Here is a 15,798-nt window from a genome sequence, read left to right as displayed (position 1 = left end):
GGCACCACCCACTCCTTCGAAGGCGGCCACTACATCAGCGTCGTCGGCTACCACAACGACGGAAAGATCGTCACCATCGCCGACTCCGCCAACCCCAACCAGGCCTCCTACCGCATCAGCGTGGACAACCTCGCCGACTGGATCGCCACCCGCGGCTACACCTCCTGACCCGAGCATCCGATCCGACCGGGCCGACCCCCATCCGGGGTCGGCCCGGTCGTCGTCGGCCCCGGCCGGTTCGTGCTGGCGAGGGTGGCGCTGTTCGCGACGCTCGTCGTCGTGGTGAGAGGCGCGTGGGGTCAGCGGTCGCTGCCGGCCCTGGCCGGCTCGGCCTCGTCGGTGGTCTCCGCCCGTTCCAGCCGCCGGGCACGGCGGCGCAGCCACCAGGTGCTGCCCAGGCCGGCGAGGACCGCCAGGACCAGCCCGGCCCAGGAGATGTCCTTGAGCCAGTGCTCGGCCGCCCGGCCGAGGTAGTAGAGCAGGTAGGTGGTGCCGAAGGCCCAGACCAGACCGCCGGCCGCGTTGGCCAGCAGGAACCGGCGGTACGGCACGTGCAGCGCACCGGCCAGGGGCCCGGCCAGGATGCGAAGCAGCGCGACGAACCGGCCGAAGAAGACCGCCCAGACGCCGTGCCGGGCGAAGCTCTGCTCGGCGCGGGCGAGTTGCGCGGTGCCCAGGTGTTTCGGGAACCGCCGGCCCAGCCGGACGAGCAGGGGACGGCCGCCGCGCCGGCCGACCGCGTAGCCGACGGAGTCGCCGACGATCGCGCCGAACGCCGCCGCGGTGGCCACCCACTCCGGCTCGACCACCCCGGTCGCGGCCAACAGCGCGGAGCTGACCAGCACGATCTCACCGGGTAACGGGACACCCATGCTCTCGACGCCGATCACCCCGGCGACGATCAGGTAGACCGCGACCGGGGGCAGCGCGGAGAGCCAGTGCTGTACGTCGACCACTACCGCACCCCTTCCCGACCCGACCTCGAACCCTACCCGCGCCGGCCGGCCGGGATGGGCCGGTCAGCCGGCCGGCGGCGCGACGAACTCCCGCCGGTTGCCGTGCGGGTCCGCGGTGTGGAAGCGGCGCATCGCGGGCAGCTCGTCGTCACCCCCCCAGGTGACCGGATACCGGCGCCGGCCAGCCGGTCGTCGAGGGGCGGCGATGCTGGCGCGGGGTTGCGCGAATAGCAAGACGGACGTACGGTTTTGTTGACGACGAGAATCGGCGGTAAGTGTTGCCTAACCCGGGCAGCGCTCCGGCCGGTGCGACAGACTGCTCAGGGACTACTCACGGTCGCTGGTGTGAAGGAGTACGACGTGGCGAGCCTCGACACCTTCGGTGCGAAGACCCAGCTACGCGTCGGAGACGCGAGCTACGAGATTTTCAAGATCGGCAAGGTGGCGGGGCACGACCGGCTGCCCTACAGCCTCAAGATCCTGCTGGAGAACCTGCTGCGGACCGAGGACGGCGCGAACATCACCGCCGACCACATCGCACAGCTCGGCGCGTGGGACCCCACCGCGGACCCGAGCGTGGAGATCCAGTTCACCCCGGCGCGGGTGCTGATGCAGGACTTCACCGGCGTGCCCTGCGTCGTGGACCTGGCCACCATGCGGGAGGCCGTCCGCGACCTCGGCGGCGACGCCGCCAAGGTCAACCCGCTCGCCCCGGCCGAGCTGGTCATCGACCACTCCGTCATCGCCGACCTGTTCGGCCGTGAGGACGCCTTCGCCCGCAACGTCGAGCTGGAGTACGAGCGCAACAAGGAGCGCTACCAGTTCCTGCGCTGGGGCCAGACCGCGTTCAACGAGTTCAAGGTCGTCCCGCCGGGCACCGGCATCGTGCACCAGGTCAACATCGAGTACCTGGCCCGCACCATCATGGAGCGCGGCGGCCAGGCGTACCCGGACACCGTGGTCGGCACCGACTCGCACACCACGATGGTCAACGGCCTGGGCGTGCTGGGCTGGGGCGTCGGCGGCATCGAGGCCGAGGCCGCGATGCTCGGCCAGCCGGTCAGCATGCTGATCCCCCGGGTCGTCGGCTTCAAGCTGCACGGCGAGATGCCGGCCGGCACCACCGCCACCGACCTGGTGCTCACCATCACCGAGATGCTGCGCAAGCACGGTGTGGTCGGCAAGTTCGTCGAGTTCTACGGCCCCGGCGTGAGCGCGGTGCCGCTGGCCAACCGGGCCACCATCGGCAACATGTCCCCGGAGTACGGCTCCACCGTCGCGATCTTCCCGATCGACGCCGAGACCGTCCGCTACCTGGAACTGACCGGCCGCGACCCGCAGCAGGTCGCGCTCGTCGAGGCGTACGCCAAGGAGCAGGGCCTCTGGCACGACCCGGACCACGAGCCGGAGTACTCCGAGCGCCTGGAGCTCGACCTGGGCAGCATCGAGCCGTCCCTGGCCGGGCCGAAGCGCCCGCAGGACCGGGTGCCGCTGGGGGTGGCCAAGACGCTGTTCCGCTCGGCGCTGACCGACTACGTCGCCGACGACTCCGGTGAGCGCGACCCGAAGCCCGGCGTCGCCCGCGAGCAGCTCCCCCGGGGCACCAACGGCCCGGCCGACGAGGCCAGCGCCGAGTCCTTCCCGGCCAGCGACCCGCCGGCCAACCAGTTCAGCGACCCGGCCGACGAGCCGCGCGACCTGGAGACCGCCGCGGTCGGCGCCGGCGGCCGGGCCAGCAACCCGATCCGGGTCACCGGCGCCGACGGCGTCGAGTACGAGCTGGACCACGGCGCCGTGGTGATCGCCGCGATCACCTCCTGCACCAACACCTCCAACCCGCAGGTGATGATCGGCGCGGCACTGCTGGCCCGCAACGCCGTCGACAAGGGCCTGGCCCGCAAGCCGTGGGTGAAGACCACCCTGGCACCGGGCTCCAAGGTCGTCATGGACTACTACGAGCGCGCCGGCCTGACGCCCTACCTGGACAAGCTCGGCTTCAACCTGGTCGGCTACGGCTGCACCACCTGCATCGGCAACTCCGGCCCGCTGCCGGAGGAGGTCTCCGCCGCGGTCAACGAGAACGACCTCGCCGTCGTCTCGGTGCTGTCCGGCAACCGGAACTTCGAGGGCCGGATCAACCCGGACGTCAAGATGAACTACCTGGCGTCCCCGCCGCTGGTGGTCGCGTACGCGCTCGCCGGCACGATGGACATCGACCTGGCCAACGAGCCGCTCGGCGAGGACGCCCAGGGCGACCCGGTCTTCCTGCGCGACATCTGGCCGAACAGCGCCGAGATCCAGGACGTCATCGCCCAGGCGATCGGCGCCACCGGCTTCAGCGCCGCGTACGCCGACGTCTTCGCCGGTGACGAGCGCTGGCAGTCGTTGCCCACCCCGACCGGCGACACCTTCGCCTGGGAGGGCGAGTCGACCTACGTCCGCAAGCCCCCGTACTTCGAGGGCATGCGGCAGGAACCGAGCGCGGTCGTCGACATCACCGACGCCCGGGTGCTGGCCAAGCTGGGCGACTCGGTGACCACCGACCACATCTCCCCGGCCGGCTCGATCAAGGCCGACTCCCCGGCCGGCACGTACCTCGCCGAGCACGGCGTGCCGCGCCACGAGTTCAACTCGTACGGCTCGCGCCGGGGCAACCACGAGGTGATGATCCGGGGCACCTTCGCCAACATCCGGCTGCGCAACCAGCTCGTGCCGGGGGTCGAGGGTGGCTTCACGGTCAACCACCTGACCGGCGAGCAGACCACCATCTACGACGCCTCCACCGCCTACCAGGCCGAGGGTGTCCCGCTGGTGATCCTGGCCGGCAAGGAGTACGGCTCCGGCTCGTCGCGCGACTGGGCGGCCAAGGGCACCATGCTCCTCGGCGTCAAGGCGGTCATCGCCGAGTCGTACGAGCGGATCCACCGGTCGAACCTGATCGGCATGGGCGTCCTGCCGCTACAGTTCCCGGTCGACACGAACGCCGAGTCGCTCGGCCTCACCGGCACGGAGACCTTCTCCATCACCGGGGTGACCGCGCTCAACGACGGCGAGACCCCGCGCACGGTGCGGGTCAGCACCGACACCGGCGTGGAGTTCGACGCGGTGGTCCGGATCGACACCCCCGGTGAGGCGGACTACTACCGGCACGGCGGCATCCTCCAGTACGTGCTGCGCCGCATGATCGCCAACTGACGCACCACGCAGACGGCCCCTTCCCGCGTTCGCGGGGAGGGGCCGTTCGCCGACGGTGTGCCTCAGTGCGCGCGGCGGCGGGCGTCCCGGGTCTTCATCGCGTGCTCCAGCAACGTGACCAGCACGTCCCGGCCGGACTCCCGCTGCCGGGCGTCGCAGAGCAGCAACGGCACCTCCGGGTCCAGGTCCAACGCCGCCCGCACCTCGTCGAGGCCGAAACGCCGGGCACCGTCGAAGCAGTTCACCGCCACCACGAACGGCGTGCCCCGGCCCTCGAAGTAGTCGATGGAGGGGAAGCAGTCGGCCAGTCGCCGGGTGTCGGCCAGCACCACCGCACCGAGCGCCCCCACCGCCAGCTCGTCCCAGAGGAACCAGAAGCGGTCCTGTCCCGGGGTGCCGAAGACGTACAGCACCAGGTCCCTGCTGATGGTGATCCGGCCGAAGTCCATCGCCACCGTGGTGGTGGTCTTCCGCTCCACCCCGGACAGGTCGTCGACCCCGATGCCGGTCTCGGTCAGCATCTCCTCGGTGCGCAGCGGGCGACTCTCGCTCACCGCGCTGACCAGCGTCGTCTTGCCCGCCCCGAACCCGCCCGCCACCAGGACCTTCAGCGCGGTGGGCAGTACCCGCGCCCCCGCCGGACGATCAGAGTTCCCGTAGTCCATTGATCACCGCCTCGAAAATGCTCTCATCGGTCACACCGGCCGGTTCCCGGGGCTCCTGCACCCGGATCAGGCCCCGCGCCATCAGGTCGCCGAGGAGCACCCGTACGGTGCCCAACGGCAGGTCCAGCCGGGCGGCGATCTCGGCCACCGACTGCATCCGCTGGGTCAGCGCCACGATCGCCACGTGTTCGGGGCCCAGCCCCGCCTCCTGGTCAACGTCGGCGCGGGTCGCCGTCACCAGCGAGATCAGGTCGAACGTGCCGGTCACCGGGCGGGCCCGACCACGGGTGACCGCGTACGGACGCACCACCGGGCCCGCGTGGTCGTCGACCCACCGGTCCTCCGTGGCGCCGCCCTCACCGGTCATCGCGGTCAGCTCCCGCCGGCCGGCTGGTCGACACCCCGGGTCGGCGACGCGACGTACTTGCCCACCCGGCTGACCAGCATCGCCATCTCGTACGCGATCAGGCCGACGTCGGCGTCCTCACCGGCCAGCACGGCGAGGCAGGCGTTCGGCCCGGCGGCCGTGACGAACAGGAACGACGACTGCATCTCGATGATGGTCTGCTGGACCTGCCCGCCGCCGAACCGCTTGCCCGCGCCCCGGGCCAGGCTCTGGATGCCGGCGGCCATCGCGGCGAGGTGTTCGCCGTCGTCCCGGCCCAACCCCTGGGAGGCGGCCATCAGCAGCCCGTCGGTGGAGAGCGCGACGGCGTGCTCGGCCTGCTGCACCCGGCCGACCAGATCGTCCAGCAACCACGTCAGGTCGGCACCCGATGCCGTCGTCTGCCCCACTCGTCGTCCTCTTCTCCCCGGCGGTCCCGCCGTGCTCGCTTGCCGTCCTGGCGTTCCCGGTCGGGTACGCCCGCCCGTCGTCAGGTCGCCGGGCCGTCCCCGGGGTCCGACCCGTCCCCGGTGCGGGTGTCCAGCAGCCGGGCCGCCTCGGTCCGGCCGCGCCGGGTACCCGCCTGGTACGCGCTCATCATCTGGCGTACCTGCTCCGGCGCGCGCCGGAGCGGGCCGTCGGCCCCGGCGGCCGGGGCGGCCCGCAGCTCGGGCGCCATGTTCGCCTGCCGGACCCGCACCGGTAGCCCGGCGTCGGTCACCGACCCCTCCACAGTAGGCGACGGCGGGCCGTCCCCGTCGGCCACGGTCCACCCGTCCCGGGTCTCCGCGACGGGCGGACGCGCCCCGTCCGGCCGGTCCGCCCCGGGTCCGCCCGGCGGGCCGCCGTCCGGGGTGGACGCCCGGGTGCCGGTCACCGGCAGGCCGGTCGGCACGGTCGGCGCGTGCAACGCACCCGACGTCGGCCGCTTCCGGGACCGGGTCGGCAGCCCGGTCGGGTGCGACGGCGGCGACCCCGGCCCGTCCGGTGGCGTGCCGGCCGCGCCGGAACCCGGCTCCGCGGGCCGCGCGCCGTCCCCGGCGGGGCCCGCCGCCACCCGGTCCGGTGGGGAAGGCACGGACGATCCACCCGAGCCCTCGGCCGGGGTCGCGGACCCCGACAGCGGCGCGGCCACCGGCGGCGCGGCGGCGGTCGCCGACGGCACCCCGACGGTGCCGGGCGGGACCTCGGCGACGACCGGCAGCGCGCCGGACGGGCTCGGGTCGCCGGCCACGACCAGCTCGGACGGGATCAGCACTACGGCGGTCGTGCCACCGTACGGGGACTCCTTCAACCGCACCTGCACCCCGTGCCGCTCGGTCAGCCGGCTCACCACGTAGAGCCCGAGCCGGGACGCGTCGGCCAGGTTCAGCTCGGACCGGTCCACGATGCGGTGGTTGGCGGCGGCCAACTCCTCCCCGGTCAGGCCCAGGCCACGATCCTCGATCTCGATCTCGAACCCGGTAGCCACCAGCCTGCCGCGTACCTCGACGGTGGTGTGCGGCGGCGAGAAGGAGAGCCCGTTCTCGATCAGCTCGGCGAGCAGGTGGATCACGTCGCCGACCGCCCGGCCGGCGAGCGCGACCGACCCCAACGGCAGCACGTCCACCCGGGTGTAGTCCTCGACCTCGGCGACCGCGCCGCGTACCACGTCCACCATGGGCACGGTGCGTCGCCAGGCCCGGCCTGGGGTGGAGCCGGAGAGCACGATCAGGTTCTCCGCGTTGCGCCGCATCCGGGTGGCCAGGTGGTCGACCCGGAACAGGTCCTCCAACTCCTCCGCGTCGTGCTCCCGCCGCTCCATCGCATCGAGCAGGGTGAGCTGGCGGTGCACCAGCGCCTGGGTACGTCGGGCCAGGCTGAGGAACACGCCCCGCACGGCACGACGCAGCTCGGCCTGCTCGACCGCGGTCCGTACGGCCGTCTCCTGCACGGCGTTGAAGGCCCGGCCGAGCTGGCCGAGCTCGCCGTCGCCGAAGTCGAGCGGCGGGGCCTCCCGGGCCACGTCGACCCGCTCGCCGTGGCCCAGCCGGTCCACCACCGCGGGCAACCGCTCGTGCGCCAGCCGCAGGGCGGCGTCGCGCAGCCGCTCCAGCCCACGGACCAGGTCACGGGCGGTGCCGATCGACACCACGATCGAGGCGATGACGGCGATCAGGCCGAGCCCGGCGGCGAGCACCAGCCGGACGATGACGCCCACGGCGACCGGGGTGGCCCGCGCGACGAGCGCGTCACCGACGGTCACCCCGAAGTCCTCCTGGGCCGTCAGCGCCGCACCGACGGTCGACTGCCACTCCTCGGCGGTCAGCGGCAGGACGGTCGCCGACCGGGCCTGCTGGACCAACCGGTCCTCCAGCATCCGGAACCGGGCCAGGGCCGCCGACCCGGCGAGCCGGTCGTACCGTTCCCGGTCGGTCGGCGACAGCTCGGCGACCGCCGTCGCGGTCTGGTAGCGCTGGGCACCGACCAGCCGGACGAAGCGGGCGTACTCGTCGTCGGTCAGCCGGCCCGCCGTCAGCACCCCGGTGACCAGCGCGTCCTGTTGGGAGATCAGCTCCCGCGCCTGGTACAGGGCGACCAGTGCGCCGTTCTCGGCGGCGATCCGCGCGTCGTCGAGCTGGCCGAGCGAGCCGTACATCCGCAGCAGCGCGGCGAGGACGGCGGTGTACGCGTCGGATGCCTCGACCCGGTTCAGCCGACCGCTGCGCACCGACTCGCGGACGGCGGGGAGCCCGTCCAGGCCGGTCAGCACCTCGTCCACCCGGCGGCGGGCGTCGTCCCCGGTGGCCAGCTCGGCCTGCCAGCTCCCCACCGAGGCACGGAAGGCGTCCGCCGCCGCGCCGGTGCGCTGCCACTGACCGGTCAGCGCGTCGCGTGCCGGCTGCCCGCGCTGTCCCAGGTAGGCGGTGGCGAGCCGGCGCTCGTCCTGCAACGCGGTGAGCAGTGACTCCCCCGGTTCGGCGACCCGGCTGTTCAGCGTCTGGACCCAGAGCAGGTTGAAGCCGTCCTGGACGGTCACCCAGGCGGCGAAGGACCAGAGCGCGACGAGCGAGGCCAGCAGGGCGACGACCTTGGTGCGCAGACGTGTGCTTCCGGAACCCATCACACCCGCCCCCGGGCCGGACCGTGGCCGCCGGACGCCGGACGCGTCACGACACACCTGAACCCGGCGCACGCTAGCAGTCCCCACCGTCATCGCTCAACCTTCGCCGACCAGGCTGACCGGGCCGGTCGCGCAGGTCCGGGGCGGTTCCGGCCATCGTGGATGGTGCCGGACGAGCGGCTGGTCAGCGGTCCAGGTCGCGCCGGTACCGCCACTCGGCGGCGACCTGCCGGTAGCCGAGCGCGTGGTTGATCGCGCGCATCGGGGCGTTGCCCGCGTCGTTGGTGGTGACCGCCCAGCGGTGTCCGCCGTCCCGGGCCCGGCGCAGCGCCACCGTCTTGACCATGCGGGCGAGCCCCCGGCCTCGGTGGGCGCGGCGGGTACCGGTCATCCCCGAGCGGAGCCGCTCCCGCCCGTCGGTCAGCACCATCGTGAAGGCGGCCACCGTGCCGTCCACCATGGCCAGCGTGGTCAGCCGGCGGTCCAGGTCGGGACGGTCCCAGTAGGCGGCCCGCCAGTCGGGGTAGCTGATGTCGGCCATCGGCGTCTCGCCCGGCTCGTCGCGGGAGGCGTCCAGGTCCGCCTCGTACAGCGGGCGGGGATCCGCGAGCTCGGCGGCGGCGCGGAGCCGTACCCCGGCCGGGGGCGCACCGGCCGGCGGCAGTTCGGCGAGGGTCAGGTCCAGGCCCAGGTACTCGGCGCGGCGGCCCCGCCGGTACCCGCGCCGCTGGGCGAAGCCGGTGGCCGCCGGCTCGTCGGCCACCTTGGCGTACGCGACCCGGGCGCCGAGCCCGACGAGCCGCTCCTCGGCGGCGGCGAGCAGTGCCCCGCCCGCGCCCCGCCGTCGCCGGTCCGGGTGCACGGTGAGGTTGGCGAAGGCCAGTCCGGGCTCGGCACTCTCGTGCAACAGGCCGGTCAGCGCCGCGCCGACCACCTCGTCGCCGGTGACGGCCAGCAGCACGCCGAAGCGCTCGGCGGCCGGCCCGCCGGCGGCGCGCCAGTCGAGCCACTCCGCGGTGATCAGGTGGTGTGGTGCCGCGGCGGCCAGCACCCCGGCCACCACGGCGGTGTCGGCGGGGCGCAGCGCCCGCACGGTAACGGTCACGGCTGGGCAACCTACCGCACCGCCGGCGGGTGCGCCGGCCCGAATCCGGGCGCGTCCGGTCCCCCTGTGCCAGGCTCATGGCATGGACGACATGACCATCCTGAACCGGATCTCGGAACTGGTCGACGAGGAGCGCCGGCTACGGTCGTCGGCCCAGGCCAACGAGTCCGGCACCGACGACGAGGCCCGGGACCGGCTGCGCGCCCTGGAGGAGTCGCTGGACCAGTGCTGGGACCTGCTGCGTCGCCGCCGGGCGGCCCGGCAGGCCCACGGTGACCCGGAGGCGCAGGGCGAACGACCGCTGCCGGAGGTCGAGCGCTACCTACAGTGAACGCCCGGCGCCCCGGACGGTCGGCGGGACCGTCCGGGGCACCGTCGGTTCAGCGGACGCCCGCCTCGCGCAGCAGCAAACCGGTCAGCTCGGCCGGGTCGGCCCGCGCCGCCGGCAGCCCCCGCGCGGCGAACCAGGCGCCGACCACCCGGACGTCCCGGGCCAGGAACTCCGGCCCCTGCGGGTTGGCCACCACGTCGACCACCTGCGGCAGGTCGATCATGACGAGCCGACCGGCGTGCACCAGCAGGTTGTACGGCGACAGGTCGCCGTGGGCGTAGCCGGCCCGGGCCAGCACGACCAGGGCGTCCACCAACTGTTCCCAGAGCGAGCGCAGCTCGGCCGGTTCGGGGCGCAACTGGGCCAGCCGGGGCGCGGCGGCCCCCTCGTCCGGGTCGCCGACGAACTCCAGCATCAGCTCGGTGCCGAGGAGCTGCACCGGGTACGGCACCGCGATCCGTCCTGACTCGGCGCCGATCTCCCAGAGCCGGGCCAGCGCGGCGAACTCGGCCGCGGCCCACTGGCCGGCGATCATCTGCCGGCCGAAGGCGGTGCGCCCGGCCATCGCCCGGTTCTCCCGGGACCGGCGCACCCGGCGCCCCTCCAGGTACCCGGCGTCGCGGTGGAACAGCCGGTGCTGGGCGTCCCGGTAGCGCTTGACGGCCAGCAGGCAGGACCGGTCGGTGTCGGGCACCGCACGACGGACGAGGTGGACGTCCGCCTCCTTGCCGGTCTTGAGCACGCCGAGTTCGGTGTCCCGGGCGGCCAGCTCGGTGACCAGCCAGTCCGGGTACGGTTCGGGCCCGTGCACGGCCTCGTCCCAGGAGGACCAGTGGTCCGCCGGGTCGGGCTCGTCGTCGGGTTCGGTGCGGGCCGGCTCGGGGTGCCGGCCCGGCTTCAGGAAGTGTGGTTCGTCGTCGTCGAAGCGGCTCTTGCCGCGTCCCCGACGCTGCGGCGCCGGGAGGTCGTGTTCGCGCACGGGTGTGGTGATCCCTTGGTCGAGGCGGGTGGAGGCAGGTGGTACGACCCTGCGAATACGGCCATGACCGACCTCCCCTCCTCGACCGGGCGTCGCCCGGCTGCGCGTGGCGCGCGGGGCCCATGCTGGCGCACGTCCCGGCGCGGAGCAACCGAATTACCGCCGGCCCCGATCAGCCGCCGAGCACCACCGACAGCGCCGCGATCAGCGTGTCGACCGTACGGGTGGGCGCGAACCGGCCGTCGGTCCAGGTGCGCCCCCGGTGCAGCCAGACGCTGGGCAGGCCGACGGCGGCGGCCCCGCCGATGTCCGCCTCCGGGCTGTCCCCCACCACCCACGCGCCCCGCAGCGGCAGCCGGGACCGCTGGGCGGCCAGCGCGAAGATCCGTGGGTTGGGCTTGCTGACACCGGCCTCCTCGGAGATCACCCAGTCGGCGACGTAACGGTCCAGGCCGGTCCGCCGGATCTTGGCGTCCTCCACCCGGACCGAGCCGTTGGTCACCACCACCGGCACCCAGCCGGCCCCGTCGGCGATCCGCAGCGCGCAGGCGACCAGCGGGTCCAGCCGGGTGTTCGCGACCACCCCCTCGTGCAGCTCCTCGACCAGGTCGATGGAGGGGATGCGCAGCGCGTACCGGTCGCGGATGGCGTCCGCCACGTCCCACCGGTCGGTCAGCCCGTCGGCGTCGATGGAGAGCAGCCAGTCGAGATCGGTGCGCGGCGCGCCGACGCCGTCCAGGAAACGCCCGGCCCAGGCGCGGAACGGCCCGGCCCGGTCGAGCAGGGTGTTGTCCAGGTCGAGCAGGAGCAGCGGCACTGGGGCACCTTACGGGAGAATGACCCGCCGCCGACAGGGTCGAGGCCCCGCCGACAGCCGTCAGGCCGGCAGCGTGGTTCGGGGGAGGCCCTGGTCGGCGGGTCGGTCGGCGAGCATGGTGTGCGCGGCGCGGGTGGCGGCCAGCGCCGCCGGGTCGAGCGTGGCGACCAGCACGTCCTCGCCGTCGTCGGCGCCGCGCACCAGCGGTCGCCCCTCCGGGTCGTAGACGGCCGCGCCACCGTTGAACCGCCAGGGTTCGACGCCTCCGACGGCGTTGGCGAAGACGACGAACATGGTGTTGTCCAGCGCCCGGGCGGCGTAGTAGAGGTCCCGGCGGTGGGCCGAGCCGGCCAGGTAGCCGCTGGGGCAGAGGTAGCCGTGGGCGCCGTCGACGGCCGCGGCCCGGGCGTGCTCGGGGAAGCAGCCGTCGTAGCAGATGCCCAGGCCGAGCCGCCAGTCGTCGACGAGCAGGGTGGCAGCCCGGTGGCCGGCGGTGAACAGGTCCCGCTCGCCGCCCCAGAGCTGCTGCTTGTCGTATCCGACGCGGACGTCGCCGGCCGGGTCGACGATCAGGGCGGAGATGACCCGGCGGCCGTCCGGGTGACGGACCGCCGCGCCGACGACGACGGTGATCCGCCCGTCCCGGGCGGCGACCCGCAGCGGATCGAGCCGTGGGTCGGCGACCGCGCCGTCGCCGGCCGCCGGCACGTCGGTGCCGGCCGGATCGGCGGCCAGCGTCGGCGGGTGGTACGCGGGGAGGTAGAGCTCCGGCAGGACGGCCACCCGGACGCCCCGGTCGGCGGCCCGGCGGACCAGCCGGGCGGCGTTGGCCGCGTTGCCGGGCAGGTCGCCGGGGACCGGCTCGGCCTGTACGGCGGCGACGGTGAGCGGGGCAGCGGGACGGGACGAGGAGGTGACCGGGGTCGTCGTCACCGGCCGATCCTAACCGGGTCGCGCCGGGTGGCCCGAGCCGACGGGGCAATAACAAGCCGTACGTACGGTTTGCCTAACGGAGGGTCAACTGGAACGATCGACCCGTGCCCAGAGTAAGTCAGGACCAGCTCGACGCGCGCCGGCAGGAGATCCTCGGCGCGGCCCGAGCCTGTTTCGCCCGGCACGGCTACGAGGGAGCCACCGTCCGCCGGCTGGAGGAGGCGACCGGGCTGTCCCGGGGCGCGATCTTCCACCACTTCCGGGACAAGGACTCGCTCTTCCTCGCCGTCGCCGAGGACGACGCCGCCGCGATGGTCGAGACGGTGGCCCGCAACGGCCTGGTCCAGGTCATGCGGGACCTGCTGGCCCGGGCGGTCTCCCCGGACACCACCGGCTGGCTGGGCAGCCAGTTGGAGGTGTCCCGCCGGCTGCGCACCGACCCGGCCTTCGCCCGCCGCTGGGCCGAGCGCTCCGCCGCCATCGCCGAGGCGACCCGGGAACGGCTCGTCCGGCAGCGGGAGGCCGGGGTGCTCCGGGAGGACGTCGGCATCGACGTGCTGGCCCAGTTCCTCGAACTGGCGTACGACGGGCTGGTGCTGCACCTGGCGATGGGACGTCCCGCCGGTGACCTCGGCCCGGTGCTGGACCTGGTCGAGGAGGCCGTACGCCGGCGCTGACCCCGGTGGGTCTCGGCTTGGTAACCCGACGCTCAGCCCGATGGCGACGTGGCGAGCCTGCTCCACAATGGGGCGCGTTTCCCTCGCGCGACAGGAGCAGCCATGACCGTCATCGCCGCACCGGGCGACACCTGGGGCATCCCCGGCCCGCTCTTTCTCAAGCTCTACCTGATGGTGGCCGTCGTGGCCGTGGTCGGCACGGTGCTGCACCGGCGCCGGCTGACCGCCGGCCCCGACTCCGTCGGCGTCGACCAGCTCGGCCCGCAGCAGGTGGCCTATCTCAACGGCGGTGACCAGCTAGCCGTCTGGGCCGCGCTGGGCGGCCTGCGCGGGGCGGGCGCGATCGACGTACGCCCGGACCGCAAGCTGATCGCCGCCGGCCCGCTGCCGGCCGGGATCACCCCGCTCGACTACGCGATCCGACAGGCCGCCGGCCGGCCGGTCGCGGCCCGGGAGCTGCGCCGCGACTCCGGGGTGGCCCGCGCCCTGGAGCGGCTGCGCCAGGGGCTGGAGCAGCACGGCCTGTTGATCGACGCCGACGGCATCCGGGCGCTGCGGCGGGGCCGGAACCTGCTGCTCGGGCTGCTGGTGCTGGGCCTGGTGAGGCTGGTCGCCGGCCTGGTCAACGGACGCCCGGTCGGCTGGCTGCTGCTCGCCCTGCTCGGGCTCGGGGTGACCTTCGCGCTGGTGGCCCGCACGCCCCGGCGGACCCGGGCCGCGAACGTGGCGCTACGCGGCCTGCGCCGGAGCAACATCCACCTCTCGCCGGTCTCCGCCCCCTCGTACGCCACCTACGGGGCGGCCGGCGCGGCGATGGGCGTGGCGCTCTACGGCACCGTCTCGCTCTGGGCGCTCGACCCGGGCTTCGCCGAGCAGGCGGAGATCCAGCGGCAGGCGCTGAACAGCAGCAGCGGAAGCGGCTACTCGTCCGGGTCGACGGGCACCTCCTGCGGGGGCGGCTCGTCCGACGGCGGCGGCTCGTCCTGCGGGGGCGGCGGCGGGTGCGGGGGCGGCGGGTGCGGCGGATGACCGAGCCGGGCGGGGTGGGCATCGGCTGGCGTCCGGAGATCGCCGGTTTCGTCGCCGAGCTGCCCGGGCTGCGCTTCGTCGAGGTGGTGGCGGAGACGCTCGCCCCGGGCGGTCCGCTCCCGCCGGGGCTGGCCGCGCTGCGGGAGGCCGGCGTCACCGTCGTACCGCACGGGGTGCGACTCTCCCTCGGCGGCGCGGAGCCGGTCGACCCGGCCCGGGTGCGGCACCTGGCCCGGGTCGCCGAGCTGGTCGACGCGCCGCTGGTCAGCGAGCACGTCGCGTTCGTCCGGGCCGGCGGGCTGGAGGCCGGCCACCTGCTGCCGCTGCCGCGCAGCCGGGAGGCGGTGGCCGCGGTGGTGGCGAACGTCCGGCGGGCGCAGGCGGAGCTGCCGGTGCCGATCGCGTTGGAACCGATCGCCGCGCTCTTCGACTGGCCCGACGACGAGTTGGACGAGGCGGACTTCCTCACCGAGATCCTGGACGCCACCGGAGCGGGGCTACTGCTCGACGTCGCCAACGTGTACGCCAACGCCCGCAACCGGGGGGAGGACCCGGTCGCCCTGCTGGACCGGCTGCCGCTGGAGCGGATCTCCTACGTCCACGTGGCCGGCGGGTCCGAGCACGGCGGGTTCTACCACGACACGCACACCGATCCGGTGCCGGCGGAGGTGCTGGACCTGGTCGGTGCACTCTGCGCCCGGCACCGGCCGCCCGCGCTGCTGCTGGAGCGCGACGGTCACTACCCGCCCGCCGCCGCGCTACGGGCAGAGCTGGACGCGCTGGCCGGCACCGCCGGCTACCCGGTGGTCACGTGAGCGCGACCGGGCCCGACCCCCGGCCCGCCGCGTCCCCCGGCGGACCGCCGGACAGCCCCGCCGCGGCGGCGGCCGGGCCGATCGGGGCGGCCGCCGACCCCGGGCCGTCCGGCCCGCGCGACGACCTGGCCGCCCGGCAGGCCGCGCTGGTCGCGGCGCTGGTCGCGGGCGCACCCACCCCACCCGGCTTCGCACCCGGCCCGGTGGACGCCGCCCGGGCGGCGCTGCTGCGCAAGCGGGCCGGGGACGTCGCCCGGCACTGGCCGCTGCTCGCCGCCGGCCTCGGCGACGCCTGGTGGGGCACCTTCCGCGACTGGGCGGCGCACCGACCCACCGCCGGTTCGCTGCGCGACGGCTGGGACCTCGCCCGCGACCTGCGGGACCGGGACACCCTCCCCCCGCTCGGGGCGGAGGAGTTGGCCGTCCGCGAGGCGACCGGCCGCTACGACGGGCGGAACCCGCCGCGACGCCGCCGGCTGCCGGCCGTCGCCCGCACCGGCGGCGCCGTCGCCGTGCAGCTCGCCGGCCGGGTACGCCTGCTGCGCCCCGCCCGCCGCTGACTCCCCACCGGCGCGCCCGGCACCCCGGTACGGCAGGATCGGCGGCATGGATCGCGGACTCACCGACCGGCTGGTCTTCGAGACGGTCATCCCGGGCAGCGTCCGGACGGCCCGGACGGTGGCCGCCGCGCTCACCGACGGCGGCGCGATCGGCCTGGTCCCGTCCACCTCGGCGCGGACGTCGAGCACCGGCCTCGGCGTCTCCCACGCCCTGCGTCCCGGCCTACGCGGCCGGTGACCCCGGCCCA

The 15,798-nt window shown here is 74.6% G+C and carries 15 protein-coding genes and 2 pseudogenes; 8 read left to right on the top strand and 9 right to left on the bottom strand.

The features are described from left to right. Positions 1-168: pseudogene (locus ACIQG9_RS10590) on the top strand (phytochelatin synthase); the annotation flags it as partial. 131 nt (positions 169-299) lie between these two features. Here the strand turns inward: ACIQG9_RS10590 and ACIQG9_RS10585 are convergent. Continuing rightward, the gene (locus tag ACIQG9_RS10585) at positions 300-956 is read right to left on the bottom strand and encodes a DedA family protein (RefSeq protein WP_400400084.1); all 657 of its coding nucleotides are present in this window, start codon (positions 954-956) and stop codon (positions 300-302) included. A gap of 345 nt (positions 957-1,301) precedes the next feature. Here ACIQG9_RS10585 and ACIQG9_RS10580 point away from each other — a divergent pair, with 345 nt between their 5' ends. Further along, positions 1,302-4,151 carry an aconitate hydratase gene (locus ACIQG9_RS10580; protein WP_400400082.1) on the top strand — a complete coding sequence of 950 codons (2,850 nt, stop codon included), beginning with the start codon at positions 1,302-1,304 and terminating at the stop codon, positions 4,149-4,151. A 62-nt stretch (positions 4,152-4,213) separates the two neighbouring features. Here ACIQG9_RS10580 and ACIQG9_RS10575 read toward each other — a convergent pair whose 3' ends face one another. The 5 genes from ACIQG9_RS10575 to ACIQG9_RS10555 form a co-directional block, all read right to left on the bottom strand. Continuing rightward, a complete protein-coding gene (locus tag ACIQG9_RS10575) occupies positions 4,214-4,816 on the bottom strand; it encodes a GTP-binding protein (RefSeq protein WP_400400080.1) in 603 nt (200 codons plus the stop codon). Next, entirely contained in the window at positions 4,797-5,183 is a 387-nt protein-coding gene (locus tag ACIQG9_RS10570) for a DUF742 domain-containing protein (RefSeq protein WP_400400078.1), read from the bottom strand. Before ACIQG9_RS10570 ends, ACIQG9_RS10575 begins: the two co-directional genes overlap by 20 nt. 5 nt (positions 5,184-5,188) lie before the next feature. After that, a complete protein-coding gene (locus ACIQG9_RS10565) occupies positions 5,189-5,611 on the bottom strand; it encodes a roadblock/LC7 domain-containing protein (protein ID WP_400400076.1) in 423 nt (140 codons plus the stop codon). 80 nt (positions 5,612-5,691) lie between these two features. After that, positions 5,692-8,304 carry a nitrate- and nitrite sensing domain-containing protein gene (locus ACIQG9_RS10560; protein WP_400400074.1) on the bottom strand — a complete coding sequence of 871 codons (2,613 nt, stop codon included), beginning with the start codon at positions 8,302-8,304 and terminating at the stop codon, positions 5,692-5,694. A gap of 184 nt (positions 8,305-8,488) precedes the next feature. Further along, entirely contained in the window at positions 8,489-9,409 is a 921-nt protein-coding gene (locus tag ACIQG9_RS10555) for a GNAT family N-acetyltransferase (protein ID WP_400400072.1), read from the bottom strand. Between the two features lie 82 nt (positions 9,410-9,491). Here ACIQG9_RS10555 and ACIQG9_RS10550 point away from each other — a divergent pair, with 82 nt between their 5' ends. Next, positions 9,492-9,740 carry a DUF2630 family protein gene (locus ACIQG9_RS10550; RefSeq protein ID WP_400400070.1) on the top strand — a complete coding sequence of 83 codons (249 nt, stop codon included), beginning with the start codon at positions 9,492-9,494 and terminating at the stop codon, positions 9,738-9,740. Between the two features lie 49 nt (positions 9,741-9,789). Here the strand turns inward: ACIQG9_RS10550 and ACIQG9_RS10545 are convergent, their stop codons facing one another. From ACIQG9_RS10545 to ACIQG9_RS10535, 3 genes are all read right to left on the bottom strand, one after another. Further along, positions 9,790-10,719 carry a serine protein kinase RIO gene (locus tag ACIQG9_RS10545; protein ID WP_400400068.1) on the bottom strand — a complete coding sequence of 310 codons (930 nt, stop codon included), beginning with the start codon at positions 10,717-10,719 and terminating at the stop codon, positions 9,790-9,792. Between the two features lie 172 nt (positions 10,720-10,891). Then, the gene (locus ACIQG9_RS10540) at positions 10,892-11,536 is read right to left on the bottom strand and encodes an HAD family hydrolase (protein ID WP_400400066.1); all 645 of its coding nucleotides are present in this window, start codon (positions 11,534-11,536) and stop codon (positions 10,892-10,894) included. Between the two features lie 60 nt (positions 11,537-11,596). Beyond that, positions 11,597-12,469: a carbon-nitrogen hydrolase family protein gene (locus ACIQG9_RS10535; RefSeq protein ID WP_400400063.1), complete on the bottom strand. Its 873-nt coding sequence runs from the start codon at positions 12,467-12,469 to the stop codon at positions 11,597-11,599. A 104-nt stretch (positions 12,470-12,573) separates the two neighbouring features. On the opposite strand from ACIQG9_RS10535, the gene ACIQG9_RS10530 reads away from it, so the two are divergent. The 5 genes and pseudogenes from ACIQG9_RS10530 to ACIQG9_RS10510 all read left to right on the top strand — a co-directional run. Beyond that, positions 12,574-13,146, top strand: coding sequence for a TetR/AcrR family transcriptional regulator (locus ACIQG9_RS10530; protein ID WP_400400058.1), 573 nt, complete (start codon positions 12,574-12,576; stop codon positions 13,144-13,146). 102 nt (positions 13,147-13,248) lie between these two features. Next, entirely contained in the window at positions 13,249-14,175 is a 927-nt protein-coding gene (locus ACIQG9_RS10525; RefSeq protein ID WP_400400054.1) for a TIGR04222 domain-containing membrane protein, read from the top strand. Continuing rightward, entirely contained in the window at positions 14,172-14,990 is an 819-nt protein-coding gene (locus tag ACIQG9_RS10520) for a DUF692 domain-containing protein (protein WP_400400050.1), read from the top strand. Before ACIQG9_RS10525 ends, ACIQG9_RS10520 begins: the two co-directional genes overlap by 4 nt. Before the next feature lie 80 nt (positions 14,991-15,070). Then, complete coding sequence (locus ACIQG9_RS10515) at positions 15,071-15,550, top strand: hypothetical protein (protein ID WP_400400136.1); 480 nt, start codon at positions 15,071-15,073, stop codon at positions 15,548-15,550. Between the two features lie 35 nt (positions 15,551-15,585). After that, positions 15,586-15,782: pseudogene (locus ACIQG9_RS10510) on the top strand (oxidoreductase); the annotation flags it as partial. Positions 15,783-15,798 lie beyond the last annotated feature (16 nt).

It is taken from the genome of Micromonospora sp. NPDC092111 (assembly GCF_044755745.1).
Taxonomy (GTDB): Bacteria; Actinomycetota; Actinomycetes; order Mycobacteriales; family Micromonosporaceae; genus Micromonospora.
This window is presented reverse-complemented; position numbering and strand designations above follow the sequence as displayed.

Excerpts from the sequence above, each read along its gene's own strand:
- ACIQG9_RS10575 (WP_400400080.1), bottom strand. The coding sequence starts at position 4,816 with ATGGACTACGGGAACTCTGATCGTCCGGCGGGGGCGCGGGTACTGCCC.
- ACIQG9_RS10570 (WP_400400078.1), bottom strand. The coding sequence starts at position 5,183 with ATGACCGGTGAGGGCGGCGCCACGGAGGACCGGTGGGTCGACGACCAC.
- ACIQG9_RS10560 (WP_400400074.1), bottom strand. The coding sequence starts at position 8,304 with ATGGGTTCCGGAAGCACACGTCTGCGCACCAAGGTCGTCGCCCTGCTG.
- ACIQG9_RS10550 (WP_400400070.1), top strand. The coding sequence starts at position 9,492 with ATGGACGACATGACCATCCTGAACCGGATCTCGGAACTGGTCGACGAG.
- ACIQG9_RS10525 (WP_400400054.1), top strand. The coding sequence starts at position 13,249 with ATGACCGTCATCGCCGCACCGGGCGACACCTGGGGCATCCCCGGCCCG.
- ACIQG9_RS10520 (WP_400400050.1), top strand. The coding sequence starts at position 14,172 with ATGACCGAGCCGGGCGGGGTGGGCATCGGCTGGCGTCCGGAGATCGCC.